Source organism: Novosphingobium sp. LASN5T (assembly GCF_003856955.1).
Lineage (GTDB): Bacteria > Pseudomonadota > Alphaproteobacteria > Sphingomonadales > Sphingomonadaceae > Novosphingobium.
In genome coordinates this window covers 1-15,488 of sequence record NZ_RQSI01000047.1, presented here as the reverse complement: position 1 = coordinate 15,488, position 15,488 = coordinate 1, and the positions used below count along the sequence as shown (strand labels likewise).

Annotated in this window: 14 protein-coding genes and 1 pseudogene; 3 read left to right on the top strand and 12 right to left on the bottom strand. The window is 66.1% G+C overall.

Annotated elements, in window-relative coordinates; translation table 11 throughout:
- Positions 1-98: 98 nt before the first annotated feature.
- The 5 genes from EH199_RS20365 to EH199_RS20345 form a co-directional block, all read right to left on the bottom strand.
- A complete protein-coding gene (locus tag EH199_RS20365; protein ID WP_223806812.1) occupies positions 99-908 on the bottom strand; it encodes a mechanosensitive ion channel family protein in 810 nt (269 codons plus the stop codon).
- A gap of 166 nt (positions 909-1,074) precedes the next feature.
- Positions 1,075-1,626, bottom strand: coding sequence for a hypothetical protein (locus EH199_RS20360; RefSeq protein ID WP_124810972.1), 552 nt, complete (start codon positions 1,624-1,626; stop codon positions 1,075-1,077).
- A gap of 14 nt (positions 1,627-1,640) precedes the next feature.
- Positions 1,641-2,765 (bottom strand): ATP phosphoribosyltransferase regulatory subunit, encoded by a 1,125-nt coding sequence (locus EH199_RS20355; RefSeq protein WP_124810971.1) that lies wholly within the window; start codon positions 2,763-2,765, stop codon positions 1,641-1,643.
- 196 nt (positions 2,766-2,961) lie between these two features.
- Positions 2,962-4,545, bottom strand: a complete 1,584-nt coding sequence (gene serA, locus EH199_RS20350; RefSeq protein ID WP_124810970.1) for a phosphoglycerate dehydrogenase — start codon at positions 4,543-4,545, stop codon at positions 2,962-2,964.
- Positions 4,546-4,665: 120 nt separating this feature from the next.
- Complete coding sequence (locus tag EH199_RS20345) at positions 4,666-5,793, bottom strand: phosphoserine transaminase (protein ID WP_124810969.1); 1,128 nt, start codon at positions 5,791-5,793, stop codon at positions 4,666-4,668.
- A gap of 238 nt (positions 5,794-6,031) precedes the next feature.
- On the opposite strand from EH199_RS20345, the gene EH199_RS20340 reads away from it, so the two are divergent.
- Positions 6,032-6,706: an extensin family protein gene (locus EH199_RS20340; protein ID WP_124810968.1), complete on the top strand. Its 675-nt coding sequence runs from the start codon at positions 6,032-6,034 to the stop codon at positions 6,704-6,706.
- 42 nt (positions 6,707-6,748) lie between these two features.
- Here the strand turns inward: EH199_RS20340 and EH199_RS20335 are convergent, their stop codons facing one another.
- The 6 genes from EH199_RS20335 to EH199_RS20310 form a co-directional block, all read right to left on the bottom strand.
- Positions 6,749-7,237, bottom strand: coding sequence for a CHAP domain-containing protein (locus EH199_RS20335; protein WP_124810967.1), 489 nt, complete (start codon positions 7,235-7,237; stop codon positions 6,749-6,751).
- A 151-nt stretch (positions 7,238-7,388) separates the two neighbouring features.
- Complete coding sequence (locus EH199_RS20330; protein WP_124810966.1) at positions 7,389-8,009, bottom strand: response regulator transcription factor; 621 nt, start codon at positions 8,007-8,009, stop codon at positions 7,389-7,391.
- A 253-nt stretch (positions 8,010-8,262) separates the two neighbouring features.
- On the bottom strand, positions 8,263-9,030 hold the full coding sequence (locus EH199_RS20325; RefSeq protein WP_124810965.1) for a proteasome-type protease: 768 nt from the start codon (positions 9,028-9,030) through the stop codon (positions 8,263-8,265).
- Between the two features lie 120 nt (positions 9,031-9,150).
- Positions 9,151-10,035 carry a transglutaminase family protein gene (locus tag EH199_RS20320; protein WP_124810964.1) on the bottom strand — a complete coding sequence of 295 codons (885 nt, stop codon included), beginning with the start codon at positions 10,033-10,035 and terminating at the stop codon, positions 9,151-9,153.
- Positions 10,036-10,048: 13 nt separating this feature from the next.
- Positions 10,049-10,996, bottom strand: coding sequence for an alpha-E domain-containing protein (locus EH199_RS20315; RefSeq protein ID WP_124810963.1), 948 nt, complete (start codon positions 10,994-10,996; stop codon positions 10,049-10,051).
- A 48-nt stretch (positions 10,997-11,044) separates the two neighbouring features.
- Entirely contained in the window at positions 11,045-12,487 is a 1,443-nt protein-coding gene (locus tag EH199_RS20310) for a circularly permuted type 2 ATP-grasp protein (RefSeq protein ID WP_124810962.1), read from the bottom strand.
- Positions 12,488-12,695: 208 nt separating this feature from the next.
- Here EH199_RS20310 and EH199_RS25125 point away from each other — a divergent pair.
- Together EH199_RS25125 and EH199_RS20305 are read left to right on the top strand one after the other, a co-directional pair.
- Positions 12,696-12,782, top strand: a pseudogene (locus EH199_RS25125) (hypothetical protein); the annotation flags it as partial.
- A 97-nt stretch (positions 12,783-12,879) separates the two neighbouring features.
- Positions 12,880-14,760: a molybdopterin oxidoreductase family protein gene (locus EH199_RS20305; protein ID WP_255420463.1), complete on the top strand. Its 1,881-nt coding sequence runs from the start codon at positions 12,880-12,882 to the stop codon at positions 14,758-14,760.
- 24 nt (positions 14,761-14,784) lie between these two features.
- Here EH199_RS20305 and EH199_RS24515 read toward each other — a convergent pair.
- Positions 14,785-15,488 (bottom strand): triacylglycerol lipase (locus tag EH199_RS24515; RefSeq protein ID WP_190287370.1); only part of this gene is annotated, 704 nt, incomplete at its 5' end.

The following is a 15,488-nucleotide window of genomic DNA, read 5'->3' as shown; positions in this document are numbered from 1 at the left end:
CCCCAACCCCTCCCGCAAGCGGGAGGGGAGCGAGACTTGCGCCGTGGTTCGCGAACAGGAGAGTCGACAAGAAGAAAGCGCCGGCGCGGAAGGGCAGTTCAGCCCTGCCTGATCTGGTGCACCGTATGCGGCGCGCCATAGGCGGCCGCGCCGAAGGTTTCGGCGATCAGCTTGTTGGTATCGAAATAGACCTGCCAGTAATGGTTGGTGTGGCAGTAAGAGCGCACGCACAGCACCGTGCCTCGCTCGTTGAAATCCAGGATTTCCACATCCGGCGCGGGATCGGTCAGCACGTTGGGGATGGTCCCCAGCGCGGCCTTGAGCCGGCGGATCGCGTCCACCGGGTCCACCCCGAACGCCAGCTGCGCGGTGCGATCGACGCGGCGGTATCCGTTGCTGCTGAAGTTCTTGATGACGTCGGCCGAGACTTTCGCGTTGCCCACCACCGACATCACGTTGTCGGGCGTGTTGATGATCGTGTTGAACATCCCGATCTCGATCACCGTACCTTCGACGCCGCCGGCCACGACATAATCGCCCAGCTTGTAGGGACGGAAGATGATGATGAAGGCGCCGGCCGCAAAATTGCCGAGCAGGCCCGACCAGGCCGCGCCGATGGCAAGGCCGACGCCGGCGAGCAGCGCGGCGAAGCTGGTGGTCTGCAACCCGAAGTAGCCGAGGATCGCCACGACCAGCAGGATGTTGAGCACCACCGCCAGCATGTTGGCGATGTAGCGCTGGAGCGTCGCGTCGAAGTTCCGCTTGGTCAGCAGCGCGGACAGGGCGTGGATCGCGAAGCCGATCAGCCAGCGGCCCACCATATAGAGAACGAAGGCCGCGCCTATCTTGATCGCGCCCGCGGTAAGAAGCGGTGCCGCACTGGCCCAGAGCGCCGAGAGATCCATCATGTCTTCTCCAAGGAAGCAAGCGGCCTTCGCACGAAGGCCTTGCTCTCAGGATAGACCGGCGGCGGCGGGCCGATAAAACGGAACTCTCTCCATTTTATCGGCAAAGCTGGCTGAAAACTGGCGATTCCGGTCCAAAAGTGACCCGTTCCCCGCCTTTCGGCCGCGTTCACGCGCGGCGGACATCCAGCACGATGGTCGCCGGGTTGTCCTGCCAGCGGTAGCCCGGCGTGGGATGATCCCGATTCCAGCGGTGCGCGTAAAGGCGCCGGGCGGAAAAGCCGATGCCATGCGCCGGCGCGCGCCAGAGCAGCCCGCCGAGCAGCGGTCGCAAGCCTTCCGCGCGCATGTCGGCGCGCGTGATCGCCTGCACCGGCTCGATCTGCCCACGCTCGACGATCAGTTCGATGCGCACCGCCCAGCGCGGCATGTGCACCGCCGCTATCCATTTCTCGTCGGCATCGCGCGGCAGCGGGCCGCTGCGACCGGAGCCGTCGCGATAACGACGCCAGCCATCGGGAAAGACGACGAATTCGGCGCGGGCGAGATCGGTCATGACTTCCCCGCCATCGCGGATACGGCCGGGAATGCACGCTTCGCGCACGATCAGGCTGTCGCCCGGCGCACAGCGCGAAAGAGGGCCGTCAGAGGGAGCGCGCCAGCGGGTCTGCCATCCAGCGAGAAGCGCGCGCGCCACCGCCGGGCCGGCGATAACGGGCACTTCCGCGCCGGCGGTCAGAGTGCCTCCGGGCCGTCCTTGCCCAGCACATGCGTGCAGCCGAGCGCGGTGGCGCTGTCGGTCTCGCTGAGTGCGGCGGCAGTGCGCCAGCCGATCGCGCGCAGCCGCGCGGCGGCATCGCGATCATGCCCCAGCGGCAGGAACACCATGTCCTCGCGCCGTTCCGACGCGGCGAGCAGGCCGACCAGCGCATCCGGGTAGAGCGAGAAGCCGGTCGCGGCCTCGCCCTCACCCCCACTGGCACTGGCGATACGGTAGGTGCCGCCCCGCCCCAGCACGCCGCGCACGCCTTCGGCATAGAGCGTGAAGCCGAACCAGGTCTGGTATTCGAAGCCGTGCCGTTCGGCCGGATCGAGCGTGAGCCGCGCCGCCCCGCCAAGCCGCGCCGCGATCTGGCGCAGCGCCGCGATGCGGCCGGCCAGCACGCCACCCGCATCGATCGCGGCCAGCTTCTCGATAGCCGCATCGAAATCGCCGGTTGCGTAAAGCAGCGGAACATAGGCCTCGCCGCCGGCATCGATCAGCCCGCCGGCATCCTTGGTATCCAGTTCGCGCCGCACCGCCTCGATCTGTCCGGGGGCAAGCGGCATGGCCTTCTCGGCCAGCGTATCGACAAGATCGGGCAGCGTGAAATCGACGCTGATGTTGCGCCCGCCAGCGGCCGCGAGCGCCTCGATCGCCAGCGCGACGATCTCGCTTGCGGCGGCGACATTGTCCGCGCCGATCAGTTCGGCGCCGCACTGGAAGCGCTCGCGCGCCGGATCCAGCCCGTCGCCCTTGATGGTCAGCACCTGCCCGGCATAGCACAGGCGCAGCGGGCGCGGCGCAGCGGCCAGGCGGGTTTCGGCGATCCGGCCGATCTGCGGGGTGAAATCGCTGCGCAGCGCCATCATCCGCAGCGACGAGGGATCGACGAAACGGAACATCCGGCGCGACTGGATGCCCGCCATGCGCGCGGCCAGACTGCGCTCGAACTCGATCATCGGCGGCAGCACGCGATCATAGCCGTGGCCGTGCATCACGTCCTGAACGGCACGCATCACACGGGTCGCCGTCGCCGCTTCGCGCGGCAGCCGGTCCTCAAGCCCTTCGGGCAGCAGATCGGGGTCGCTGGTATCCATGGCGCGAGCCTTTAGGGGGTATTGGCGGTTATGTCGAACGCTCACCGGAGGAAATGCGCGTCATCCCTGCAAGGAAACCGTCATCCCAGCGCAAGCTGGGATCTCGTTCGGCTGGGCTAGACCTCTCGCAGATTTACCTGCAGCGGCCCGAGATCCCGGCTTTCGCCGGGATGACGCGTTCTTCCTTGCGCCGAGGTCAGAACTTCAGCGCCTTGACGATGCGCACGCCCTGAACCTGGCGGGCTTCGGCCAGCACTTCCTCGCTGACCGGGCTGTCGACCGACAGCAGCAGCACCGCTTCGCCACCGGCCTCGCGACGGCCGAGGTGGAACGTGCCGATGTTGATGCCGGTCTTGCCCAGCAGCGTGCCGATGCTGCCGATGAAGCCCGGGGCGTCGGTGTTGACGATGTAGAGCATGTCGCCATCGAGATCGGCTTCGATGCCAATGCCGAAGATCTCGACCAGGCGGGCCTGGCCGTTGCCGAACAACGTGCCCGCGACCGAGCGTTCACCCTGGCTGGTGCCGACGGTGACGCGCACCAGCGTGCGGTATTCGCCTTCGCGGTCATGGCGCACTTCGCGCACGTCCAGCCCGCGTTCCTTGGCCAGGAACGGCGCGTTGACCATGTTCACCGACTGCGAATACTGCTTCATCAGCCCGGCCAGCACCGCTCCGGTGATCGGCTTGGGGTTGAGCTGCGCCGCCGCGCCTTCGACCTCGATCGCGATCTTGGTCAGGTTGTCGTGCGCAAGCTGGCCGACGAGCGAGCCGAGCTTCTCCGCCAGCGCCATGTAGGGCCGCAGCTTCGGCGCTTCTTCGGCCGAAAGCGAGGGCATGTTGAGCGCGTTGGTAACGCCGCCAGTGACGAGGTAATCCGCCATCTGTTCCGCCACCTGCAGCGCGACGTTGACCTGCGCTTCGGTGGTGGATGCACCGAGGTGCGGGGTGCAGATGAAGTTCGGCGTGCCGAACAGCGGCGATTCCTTGGCCGGCTCGGTCACGAACACGTCCAGTGCGGCGCCGGCGACATGGCCCGAATCGAGCAGGTCCTTGAGCGCCGCCTCATCGACCAGCCCGCCGCGCGCGCAGTTGATGATGCGCACGCCCTTCTTGGTCTTGGCGAGGTTTTCCGCCGACAGGATATTGCGTGTCTCGCTGGTCAGCGGCGTGTGCAGCGTGATGAAGTCCGCCTTGGCCAGCAGCGTATCGAGATCGGCCTTCTCCACGCCCATTTCCACGGCCCGCTCGGGCGTGAGGAACGGATCGTAGGCAACGACCTTCATCTTCAGGCCCAGCGCGCGGCTGGCGACGATCGAGCCGATGTTGCCGGCACCGATCAGGCCCAGCGTCTTGCCCGTCACTTCCACGCCCATGAAACCGTTCTTCGGCCACAGGCCGGCCTGCGTCTGCGCGTTGGCTTCGGGCAGTTGCCGCGCCAGCGCGAACATCAGCGCGATGGCGTGTTCGGCGGTGGTGATCGAGTTGCCGAACGGGGTGTTCATGACGACGACGCCCTTGGCCGAAGCCGCCGGGATATCGACGTTGTCGACGCCGATGCCGGCGCGGCCGACGACCTTCAGATTGGTCGCGGCGTCGAGGATTTCCTTGGTCACCTTGGTCGACGAGCGGATGGCGAGGCCATCGTACTGGCCGATGATCGCGATCAGTTCCTCGGGCTTCAGGCCGGTGATCTCATCCACCTCGCAACCGCGCTCGCGGAAGATCGCGGCGGCGTTGGGGTCCATTTTGTCGGAAATAAGGACTTTGGGCTTGGTCATGTTTCTTGCTCCAGGCGTCATCCCGGCGAAAGCCGGGATCGCAGGCGGCTAAACGGAACCGCGTGTTCCGCAATCCGGCCGGGGATCCTGACCTTCGTCAGGATGACGGAATTTCGTGATTCAAGCGGCCTTCAGCGTTTCCCAGGCCCAGTCGAGCCAGGGACCGAGCGCTTCGATGTCGGCGGTGTCGACGGTCGCGCCGCACCAGATGCGCAGGCCCGGAGGCGCGTCGCGATAGCCCGCGATGTCATAGGCCGCGCCTTCCTTTTCGAGCAGGCCGGCGAACTTCTTGATGAAGTCCGCATCCGCGCCTTCGACCGAGAGGCAGACCGAGGTCTTCGAGCGAATGCCGCGATCGACCGCAAGGTGCGACAGCCATGCGCGTTCGGCGACGATCTTGTCGAGCGCCTCGGCATTGGCGGTGCAGCGCGCCTTGAGCCCTTCGAGCCCGCCGAGCCCCTTGGCCCATTCCAGCGCGAAGATCGCGTCTTCCACCGCCAGCATCGAGGGGGTGTTGATGGTTTCGCCCTTGAACACGCCTTCGGCAAGCTTGCCCTTGGAGATCAGGCGGAACACCTTTGGCAGCGGCCATTCCGGCGTATAGCTTTCCAGCCGTTCGACCGCGCGCGGACCAAGGATCAGCACGCCGTGCGCGCCTTCGCCGCCCAGCACCTTCTGCCACGAGAAGGTGGCGACATCGATCTTGTCCCACGGCAGGTCATAGGCGAACACCGCGCTGGTGGCGTCGGCGAAGCACAGGCCCTGGCGATCGGCGGGAATCCATTCACCATCGGGCACGCGCACGCCGGAGGTGGTGCCGTTCCAGGTGAACAGGACGTCGTCCGACCAGTCCACCTTGTCGAGATCGGGAAGCTGGCCGTAATCGGCGCGCATCACGGTCGGTTCGAGCTTGAGCTGCTTGACCGCATCGGTGACCCAACCTTCACCGAAGCTTTCCCAGGCAAGCGTCGTCACGCCGCGCGCGCCGAGCATCGTCCACATCGCCATTTCGAAAGCGCCGGTGTCCGAACCGGGCACGATGCCGATGCGATGCGTGTCGGGCAGGCCCAACACTTCGCGCATCAGGTCGATGCAGTACTGCAGGCGCGTCTTGCCGATCTTGGCGCGGTGCGAGCGCCCCAGCGATTCGGTTGCCAGCTTGTCGAGGGAATAGCCCGGCGGCTTGGCGCAGGGACCGGAAGAAAAGAACGGACGCGCAGGCTTGCGCGCCGGAATAGTCGTAGTCATGTCTGACTCTCCTTGCAGAGAGCTCGCGCGGCGTTGGGACCGCGTGGCCCGGAGCCGCACCTAACGGCGCGGGGCGGATTGTCAACCGGAACCGGCGCGCCGCAAAATTATCGTGCGGAAATACGGCACCGGTAGGCGGAGACCTGAAAGCGCTGGCCACACCTTTCCCCCAGATGAACAACCGTTGTTTTGCAGACAGTTACCAGAAAAATAACCATTCCCGGTTATAAGCTGCCTGATGAAGATTCGCGGCCTTTCCCTGATCGTGGCGGCCTGCCTTTCCTCGGCGCTGGCCGGCTGTATCAGCGCGCCCGAACCGCAGCACCGCGAACCCGCGCGCAGCGCGCTGGGCACGTTTTCGCCCGCCCCCGCCGCGCAGGCCTGCCTGGCGCGGCTCGGGCAATCCGACGCCGGCTTCACGCCCTTGCCCGATCAGTATTACGGCGCGGGTTGCTCCACGCTCAACGCGGTGCGCCTGACCTGGCTGGAAAGCGACGACCGGCGGCTGCAGCTGTCCAATCTCGGCCCGGTCAGTTGCCCGCTCGCCACCACGCTTTCGGGCTGGGCGCGCTTTGGTGTGGACCGCGCCGCCCGGCAGATCCTGGGCAGTCCGCTGCTGCGCATCGAGACGATGGGGACTTATTCCTGCCGCACCGTGGCGGGCACCGCGCGCCTTTCGGGCCACGCCACCGCCAACGCGATCGACATCGCCGCCTTCCTGCTGGCCGATGGCCGGCGCGTGAGCGTGCTCAACAACTGGTCAGGCGGGACGCCGGCGGAGCGCGAATTCCTGCGCGTTATCCACGCCAGCGCCTGCAAGCGCTTCGGCACGGTGCTCAGCCCGGACTACAACGCCGCACACCGCAATCACTTCCATCTGGAAATCGGAGCCAGCCGGCCGTTCTGTCGCTGATCCCGGAGGGAAAGCCTGGACCGCTTCGCGCGGCCCGGACAATCAGCCCTTAGCGTCCTGGACACTATTCCCCGCCAGCGTATCCGACCCGTCGGGATAGATGAAGCCGAAAGCCGGCGCTTCGCGCAGGCCCAGCGAATGCGTGGGCGCGTACCACACGCGCACCTTGCTCCAGTCGCCCGCTTCGGAAACATCGACCGCCAGCGCCTCGCGCTCGACCATACCGGGGCGCGACCAGTTGGCGTGGTTGAGCAGCACGCGGCGGCTGTCGAGCACCTTGCTCACCACGGCGACATGACCCATCGGCATTGCGCCGGTGGCGCGGAAGGCCAGCACCGCACCCGCGCGCGGGCGGTGGCCACGGGCATAAGTGCCGGCCGCCTGATCCCACCACGTCCGCGCATTGCCGAACAGTTGCACGTCGGACACCGAGCGCGCGTAGGTCACGCATTGCAGGCGAGCCTGGGCCGGGACAGCGGTGGCGATGAGAGCCAGCAGAGCGAGGATCGAAGCGTAGGCGGTGCGAAGCATGGCAGCTTCATAGCCAATTTCCGCAGCGCACAAACCTCTGGCCGCAACGAGTCGTCGTGCGGCAGACACCTCCCACCCGGGGATGGTAACTGTGACTTAACGCACTGTGGAAAACCTGGTTCCCGGATGGCCAGGATCGACCTCGCCGCGATCACGCGGCGGCGATATGAAGCCCGTCCGCCTCGATCCGCAGGCGCACCGCCTCCGCCGCGTGCCGCGCGCCCAGCTTGCCCATCATCTTCATGCGGTGAATTTCGACCGTGCGCGGACTGATATCGAGTTCGCGCGCGATGGCCTTGTTGCTGCATCCATCGGCCAGGCGATCGAGCACCTCCCGCTCGCGCAGGGAAAGGCGCGCGATGCGCTGCCGGGCATCCGCCGCGCGGGCGCGGTGCGCCCGATGGTTGTCCGCCTCGCGCGCGGCGCGCTCGATCGCCTCGTTGAGCGGCGCGATCTCGTGCGGCAGGACCAGATAGTCAAGCGCCCCGGCCTTGATGGCGCGGACCACCGATTCCGTCTGCGGACGCTCCGCCACCGCGATGACCGGCAGCCAGTGGCCGAACCGGTTCATCAGGCCGAGCAGTGACGGGATGCCTTCCCCCACCGGTTCATCATGCGCGATGACCAGCCCGCCGGACGGCGCGTGAGACAGGAGCTCATCCGCACTGGCGTAGATTTCGGCGTGATGCCCCGCGGCGAATGCGAGGCGGGCAAGCCGGGCACGGCGGGCGGAGTCACTATCGAGGACATGGAGTGTGATGCGTTCAGCCATGACGGCATCACATCATCGAACAGGCCGATTGCGCCAGTCAGACCGGCCTCAAAGCGGAAGTTTAAGCAGCGCCGAAAGATAGTTAATATCTAATTTCACTAAGTAAATCGACATCCGAACTGGATTGAATTACGTTATATTCATCCAAATTCGAGAAATATTTCGCCCTAATATCTAAATAAACCACGGAAGCAAGCAGCAAATGCTAGCAGCTGGAAAATAAGGCGTTCGTAACTATACTTGGTTAAACTACTTATTCTATTTCGGCAGCAACCGCAGGCGGATCGAACGAGTAATCCGGCAGCGAATGGAACGCCTGCCGCAGCGCCTCGCTCCAGCTTGACGAAATCTGCTTGAAATAGGGATCGTCCTTGGTGATCCGGCGCTGGTGCAGCGGCTCGAACCGGTCGCGCTCGATCACCATCAGATCGAAGGGCAGCCCCACCGAAAGGTTCGCCGCCAGCGTGGAATCGAACGAGACCATCAGCAGCTTCACCGCGTCCTCGAACGTCATCGTCGGCTCATAGCCGCGCAGCAGGATCGGGCGGCCATACTTGGTCTCGCCGATCTGGAAGAACGGCGTGTCGAACGATGCCTCGATGAAGTTGCCTTCGGGATAGACCATGAACAGGCGCGGTTCCATGCCCCGGATCTGGCCAGCGATGATGATCGATGCGGTGAAGCGCGGCCCTTCCCCCGACGGCCCGCCGTCATCCTGCCGCCGTTCGATCACATCGCGCAGCAGGTTGCCCACGATCGTCGCCACCTGGAACATCGTCGGCGCTTCCAGCAACGAGGGGCGGCGTTCGCCCGGCGCCTTGTTCCGTTCCTCCAGCTGGCTGACCACCGCCTGCGTGGTGGCAAGGTTGCCCGCCGTCATCATCGTGATGATCCGTTCGCCGGGCACATGCCAGCTGAACATCTTGCGGAACACGGAGATGTTATCGACCCCGGAATTGGTGCGGGTGTCGCTCATCATCACGAGGCCCCTGTCGAGCACCATCCCCACGCAATAGGTCATCGTTCCCCCGTGTACGCCAAAAGGGAGCCAGCCGCCCCCATCCCCCGGTATTACCCGTCTATCGGGTTATCGCACAGCGGGGGCAATCGCCGTCAACGTCCGCTGCGGATGAATCCTAGATTATTGTTCCACACGCTGCTGTTCCACGGCAAGCTTGACGTGCATGGTTTCGTCAAGATCGCCATAGCGGATGCCGGTGATGGGGGCGGCATCGCGATAGTCGGCGCCCGTCGCCACGCGGACGTAGCGCACGTCGGGACAGATACGGTTCGAGATATCGAAGCCGACCCAGCCGAGATTGGCGACGAAGGCCTCGGCCCAGGCATGGCCGGCATCCTGATCCACCCGGTCGTCCATCAGCAGATAGCCGCTGACATAGCGTGCCGGTATGCCCAGCGCCCGCGCCGCCGCAATGAACACGTGGGCATGGTCCTGGCAGACGCCATGGCCCGCCGTCAGGACGGCTTCGGCCGGCGTCGCCGCGTCGGTGTGCCCCGTAGCGTAAGCGACCCGTTCGGCCACCAGCGCGGATAGATCGTGCAGCACCGCCAGCCGGTCATCGCCCGGACGCGTGCCCTGACTCTGACTCTGGCTTTGCCCCTGCGACTGGCCCTGAGTCTGAGTCTGAGTCTGGGCCTGCCCCAGCGCCGCCAGCAGCGCGCGCACACGCGGACCGGCGCGCGTCAGTTCTGTCGGTTCCGCGAAATGCCACAGCGGCAGATGGCCGGAATGCTTGCCGACGATGCCGGCATTGTCGGCGGTATCGACCACGCCCCGGCAGCGGATGGTCACATCGGTGGCGCCGGGCGTGAAGGCTATCAGCGAAACGTGATTGCAGTTGTGATCGTCGTATTCGGCTTCCAGCACGGCACCCGCCAGTTCCATGTCCCAGGACTGGATCGTCTGGCCCGAAGTGGCCTTGGGCGTGAGCCGCAGGCGCTGGAGACCATGCGCGGCCGGTTCCAAAAAGCGGTAATGCGTGGTGTGATCGATCGCGATGCGCACCGGCGATCCTTCTCTATTCGACGAAACGGTAGTCGCGCTGAATCTGGAGCGCGAGCTGGGTGTTGTGGGCGATGAACCGGCCGATGAATTCATGGAGGCCCTGATCGAAGATCGCATCGACCGTCAGCGCATGCAGTTCGCTGTCGGCGTTGCGCAGAATGTGGTGGCTTTCCATTTCCTCGCCATATTCGCGGGCAAGGCTGGCGAGGTTCGACCGCAGCTTGGAATAGCAGAACGCCAGGCTGCGCGGGAAACGCCCGTCGAGCAGCATGAATTCGGCAATGCCGCGCGGGTCCATCCGCCCGGCATTGAGCCAGCGATAGGCGCGCTCCCCCGCGACCGAGCGCAGCACGTTTTCCCACTGCACATTGTCCAGGCTGGAACCCACATACGACACGGCCGGCAGCAGGACGTAATACTTCACGTCCAGAATGCGCGCGGTGTTGTCCGCCCGTTCGATGAAACTGCCGATCCGCGTGAAATTGTAGATCTCGTTGCGCAGCATGGTGCCTTCCATCGCCCCGCGCACCTGCGTCGATTGGCGGCGGATGCAATCGAGCACGTCGCCCAGCCGCGTTTCGGTAACCGGACGGGCGAGCAGCTCCTTCACCTTCATCCAGCTTTCGTTGACGGCTTCCCACACCTCGCGCGTGATGCCGGTGCGGACCATGCGCGCGTTGGTGCGGGCCAGTTCGCACATCAGCAGGACGTTGCCGGGATTCTCCTTGTCGCGCAGGACGAAATTGAAGACGTGCGGGCCGGTATATTCCGTGCCGAACTTGGCTTCGAACAACTCCTGCAGGCCCAGCGTGACGATGACCGAGCGCCATTCGTCGCTGGCATCCTTGGCATCGCGCGTCAGCGCCATGCGGAATCCCGCCTCGACCAGGCGCACGGTGTTCTCCGCGCGCTCCAGGTAGCGGAAGAGCCAGAAAATACCGTTTGCCGATCTGCCTAGCATTCCGTCTCCATGACCGTCCGATCCGTCGCCCCCGACCCGAGAGCAGCGTCAATCATCCAGAACCCAGCTGTCCTTGGTGCCGCCCCCCTGCGACGAATTCACCACCAGCGACCCCTTCTTCAGCGCAACGCGGGTGAGCCCGCCCGGCGTGATGTCCACCCCGTTGGGCGAAACCAGCACGAAGGGCCGCAAGTCCACGTGGCGCGGCGCCAGGCCGGCCTTGGCAAGAATGGGCACGGTCGACAGCGAAAGCGTGGGCTGGGCGATATAGTTGTCCGGCCGCGCGCGCAGCTTGGCCTCGAACGCGGCGATTTCCTTCCGCGAGGAGGTCGGCCCAATCAACATGCCATAGCCGCCCGAGCCGTGGACTTCCTTTACCACCAGTTCGGCCAGATGCTCCAGCACATAGGCCAGCGCCTCCGGCTCCGAACAGCGCCAGGTGGGCACGTTCTGGAGGATCGGCTTCTCGCCGGTGTAGAACTCCACGATCTCGGGCATGAAGCTGTAGATCGCCTTGTCGTCGGCGATGCCGGTGCCCGGCGCGTTGGCGATGGTGATGCCGCCGGCGCGATAGACGTCCATAATGCCCGAAACGCCCAGCACGCTGTCCGGGTTGAAGGTCAACGGATCGAGATATTCGTCGTCGACGCGGCGGTAGAGCACATCGATCGGCTTCCACCCGCGCGTGGTCCGCATGGCGATGCGGCCGTTCTCCACGCGCAGGTCGCTGCCTTCGACCAGTTCGGCGCCCATCTGGTCGGCCAGGAAGGCGTGCTCGAAATAGGCGCTGTTGTAGATGCCCGGCGTCAGCACCGCGACCACCGGCTTGCGCCCGCCCGACGCATCGAAGGCCGGTGGCGCGCAGGCGGCAAGGCTGCGGGCCAGGCGGCGCGGATAGTCCGAAACTTCCCGCACACGCACGCGGGTGAACAGTTCCGGGAACATCGCCATCATCGTTTCGCGGTTCTCCAGCATGTAGGAGACGCCACTGGGGGTGCGGGCATTGTCTTCCAGCACCATGAAATCGTCCTCGCCCGTGCGGACAAGATCGATGCCGACAATGTGGGTATAGACCCCGCCCGGCGGCGTGAAGCCCGACATTTCCGCAAGGAACGCCGCGTTGCCCTTGAGCAGCCGTTCGGGGAAACGCCCCGACCGCACGATTTCCTGCCGGTGATAAAGGTCGTGCAGGAAGGCGTTGAGCGCGCGGACGCGCTGTTCGATCCCGCGCGCCAGCTTGCGCCACTGGTTCGCGGTGATGATCCGGGGCACCATGTCGAACGGGATCAGCCGTTCCTCGGCATCTTCCGCGCCATAGACGTTGAAGGTGATCCCGGTGCGGCGGAAGAAGGCTTCCGCCTCGCTCTTCTTGCGTCTCAGCAGGTCGGGCGGCTGCTCCTCGTACCACTTGCAATAGCCCGCGTAGGCGGCGCGCACCGAGCCATCGGCGTCAAGCATCTCGTCATAGGACGAGGGCGAGGAGTTTGTCATAAGCACATCCCGTCTGCGCCCATTGCTTGCATATGATTGGGGCTTTGCCAAGCGCTCTCATGTTGCACCTGCGAAATAAATTTGGCGCGAATTGGTGCAATTTGCGACGAAGGTTGGTCCGCAGGCGCCCCGGGGGTTTCCGCTTGCCTTGATGCCGATCCCGCCGCATTCTTAACCGGTCAATTAAAACAGAGTCGGGAGAGTGGCCATGCGCCGGATCCATCACCGCACCTGCCATATCTGCGAGGCGAACTGCGGCATCCTGGTCGAAACGGAAGACCGCGCCGTGCTGTCGATCAAGGGTGATCCGGACAATCCGCTCTCGCGCGGGCATATCTGCCCCAAGGCCACCGCACTGCAGGCCGGATCGCCTGCGCCGGCCGGTCAAACGCGTGGGCGAAACCTGGCACGAGATCAGCTGGCAACAGGCCTTCGCCGAAATCGGCCAGCGCACGCGCGCCATCCTGGCCGAAGATCCGGATGCCTCCGCCGTCTATATCGGCAACCCGAACGCGCACAGCTATGGCAACGCGCTCAATGCCGAATACCTGTCCAAAGCGCTGCACACCCGCAACAAGTTCTCGGCCAGCACCGTGGACCAGATGCCGCATCAGGTGGCGAACCTGCGCCTGTTCGGGCACGCCAGCCTGTTCGGCATCCCCGATATCGACCGCACGCAGACGCTGATCATCCTGGGCGGCAATCCGATGGCGTCAAACGGCAGCATCTGGACCGTGCCCGATTTCCGCAACCGCGCGCGCGAACTGCGCCAGCGCGGCGGAACGCTGATCGTGGTCGATCCGCGACGCACCGAAACCGCGCGCGTGGCGGACCGCCATCTGTTCATCCGGCCGGCAACCGATGCCTTCTTCCTTGTCGCGCTGCTGAAGGCGGTGCTGGCGCGCCGGCCGGCAAGGCCGGTTCAGGACTTCATCACGGGGCTGGCAGACGTGGCCGCCGCGCTGGAACGGTTCGATGCCGCCGCCTGCGGCGCGGCCTGCGGTGTCGCGGCCGAGGACATCGACGGGTTGGCCGAACGGATGACGCAAAGGCCGGCAGTGCTCTATGGCCGCATGGGCGTGGCCACGCAGGCCCACGGCACGCTCAACGCCTGGCTGATCGGCCTGATCAACATCGCCGCGGGGCAACTGGACCGCGAAGGCGGCATCGTGTTTCCCCTGCCCGCGCTCGACACGCTGGCCATCCTGCCCCCCGGCTCGATCGGCAAGCATCGCTCGCGCGTTTCGGGCCACCGCTCCGTGCTGGGGGAACTGCCGGCCGCCGCGATGGCGGAAGAGATCGAGACGCCCGGGCCGGGGCGGCTGCGCGCATTGTTCGTGGTCGCTGGCAATCCCGTGCTGTCCACGCCCAACGGCGCCCGTCTGGACAAGGCGCTGAGCGAGCTGGACCTGATGGTGTCGATCGACATGTACCGCAACGCGACCAGCCGGCGCGCGCACTACATCCTGCCACCCGTCGGCCCGCTCGAACGCGATCACTATGGCCTGTTCCTGCTGCCTATGGCCGTGCGCACCATCGCCGCCTATTCGCCGCCGACGCTCGCGCCCGAAGACGGCGCCTTGCAGGACTGGGAAATCCTGCGCGGGCTGGCCGGCGCGATCACGGGCGAGCCGGTGCAGGCACCCACCCCGCGCGAGACGCTCGACGCCTTGCTGCGCTCGGGGCCTTACGCCGTCTCGCTGGCCGATGTGGAAGCGGCCCCATCCGGGCTGGATTTCGGTCCGCCCGCGGAAGGGCGCCTGCCCGAAAGGCTGCGCACACCGGACAAGACCGTGGCCTGCGCCGATCCCGAATGCCTGGAGGCGCTGGCCGCGCTGGAGGTGCCGGAAACGTCCGCCGGGCACGATGGCGCGCTGCTGCTGATCGGACGCAGGCATCTGCGCACCAACAACTCGTGGCTCGCCAACAGCCGCCGCATGACCAAGGGCCCCAACCGCTGCACGCTGATGATCCACCCCGACGACGCAACCGCGCGGGGCATTGCGGATGGCGAGACGGCCACCGTGCGTTCCCGCGCCGGGTCGATCGCCCTGCCGGCGGAAGTGACCGAGGACATCATGCCCGGCACCGTCTCCATCCCGCATGGCTGGGGGCACGGCCTGCCCGGGATCGCCATGCAGACGGCGAAAGCCCACGCCGGCGTCAGCGTGAACGACCTGACCGACGAAACCGCGATCGATCCGCTTTCCGGCAACGCGGCGCTATCGGGCGTGCGCGTGGAAGTAAGCGCGTTCGAGGAGGCAACGGCATAACCCGGAGCCCGCGGCGGCCGCCTGTCAGCCTTCGGTGAGAAGCGCCGCCACCGCGCGGGTCACGTCCGGATGGCCAGCAAAGCCCAGATGCGTGCAGCGCACGGCGATGGCGCGATCGCGTTCGCCGGGCCAGCCGCAGGCCGAGCGCGGCGCCACGATGCCGTCGCGCGGGCTCCACAGCGCCACGGTGGGCACCGGGGGCTTTTCGGCCAGGTCTTCGCCTACCGGCGGGTGATCGACCGTGTGGCCGGTGACCGCCTGATAGGCGCGCCAGGCGTTGTTGGCGCGCCGGTCGCCCGAAAAGGGCGTGCCCATCGTCACCACCATCACCACGTTTTCGGGCATGATCTTGGCCACTTCGCGCGCGTAGAGGCCGCCCAGGCTCCAGCCGACGAGCGTCAGCGGTTCGCGTTCCTTGCGCGCCATGGCATCGACCCGTTCGCACAAGCGCGCGAAACGGTCCTCGTCCGCGCCGAGGTTCCAGCCCATGCCCCAATCGCTGACGCGGTGCCCGGCACCTTCCAGCGCACGCGCCAGCCCGCGCATCCGCATGGGGTGCGCGCCGAAGCCCGGCACCAGCATGACCGCGCGCGATGTGCCGCGCGGCAGTTCCAGGCCACCGGCGCGGCGCACCTTGCCCGCTTCGCGCCACAGTTCGGCCGGCGAGCCGAGTTCCGCCAGCAGGCGGCGGACCGACGGCGGCCGCGCGCCTTCGGGCTGCGGCTGGC

Excerpts from the sequence above, each read along its gene's own strand:
- EH199_RS20365 (WP_223806812.1), bottom strand. The coding sequence starts at position 908 with ATGATGGATCTCTCGGCGCTCTGGGCCAGTGCGGCACCGCTTCTTACC.
- EH199_RS20355 (WP_124810971.1), bottom strand. The coding sequence starts at position 2,765 with ATGGATACCAGCGACCCCGATCTGCTGCCCGAAGGGCTTGAGGACCGG.
- serA (WP_124810970.1), bottom strand. The coding sequence starts at position 4,545 with ATGACCAAGCCCAAAGTCCTTATTTCCGACAAAATGGACCCCAACGCC.
- EH199_RS20345 (WP_124810969.1), bottom strand. The coding sequence starts at position 5,793 with ATGACTACGACTATTCCGGCGCGCAAGCCTGCGCGTCCGTTCTTTTCT.
- EH199_RS20340 (WP_124810968.1), top strand. The coding sequence starts at position 6,032 with ATGAAGATTCGCGGCCTTTCCCTGATCGTGGCGGCCTGCCTTTCCTCG.
- EH199_RS20335 (WP_124810967.1), bottom strand. The coding sequence starts at position 7,237 with ATGCTTCGCACCGCCTACGCTTCGATCCTCGCTCTGCTGGCTCTCATC.
- EH199_RS20330 (WP_124810966.1), bottom strand. The coding sequence starts at position 8,009 with ATGGCTGAACGCATCACACTCCATGTCCTCGATAGTGACTCCGCCCGC.
- EH199_RS20325 (WP_124810965.1), bottom strand. The coding sequence starts at position 9,030 with ATGACCTATTGCGTGGGGATGGTGCTCGACAGGGGCCTCGTGATGATG.
- EH199_RS20315 (WP_124810963.1), bottom strand. The coding sequence starts at position 10,996 with ATGCTAGGCAGATCGGCAAACGGTATTTTCTGGCTCTTCCGCTACCTG.
- EH199_RS20310 (WP_124810962.1), bottom strand. The coding sequence starts at position 12,487 with ATGACAAACTCCTCGCCCTCGTCCTATGACGAGATGCTTGACGCCGAT.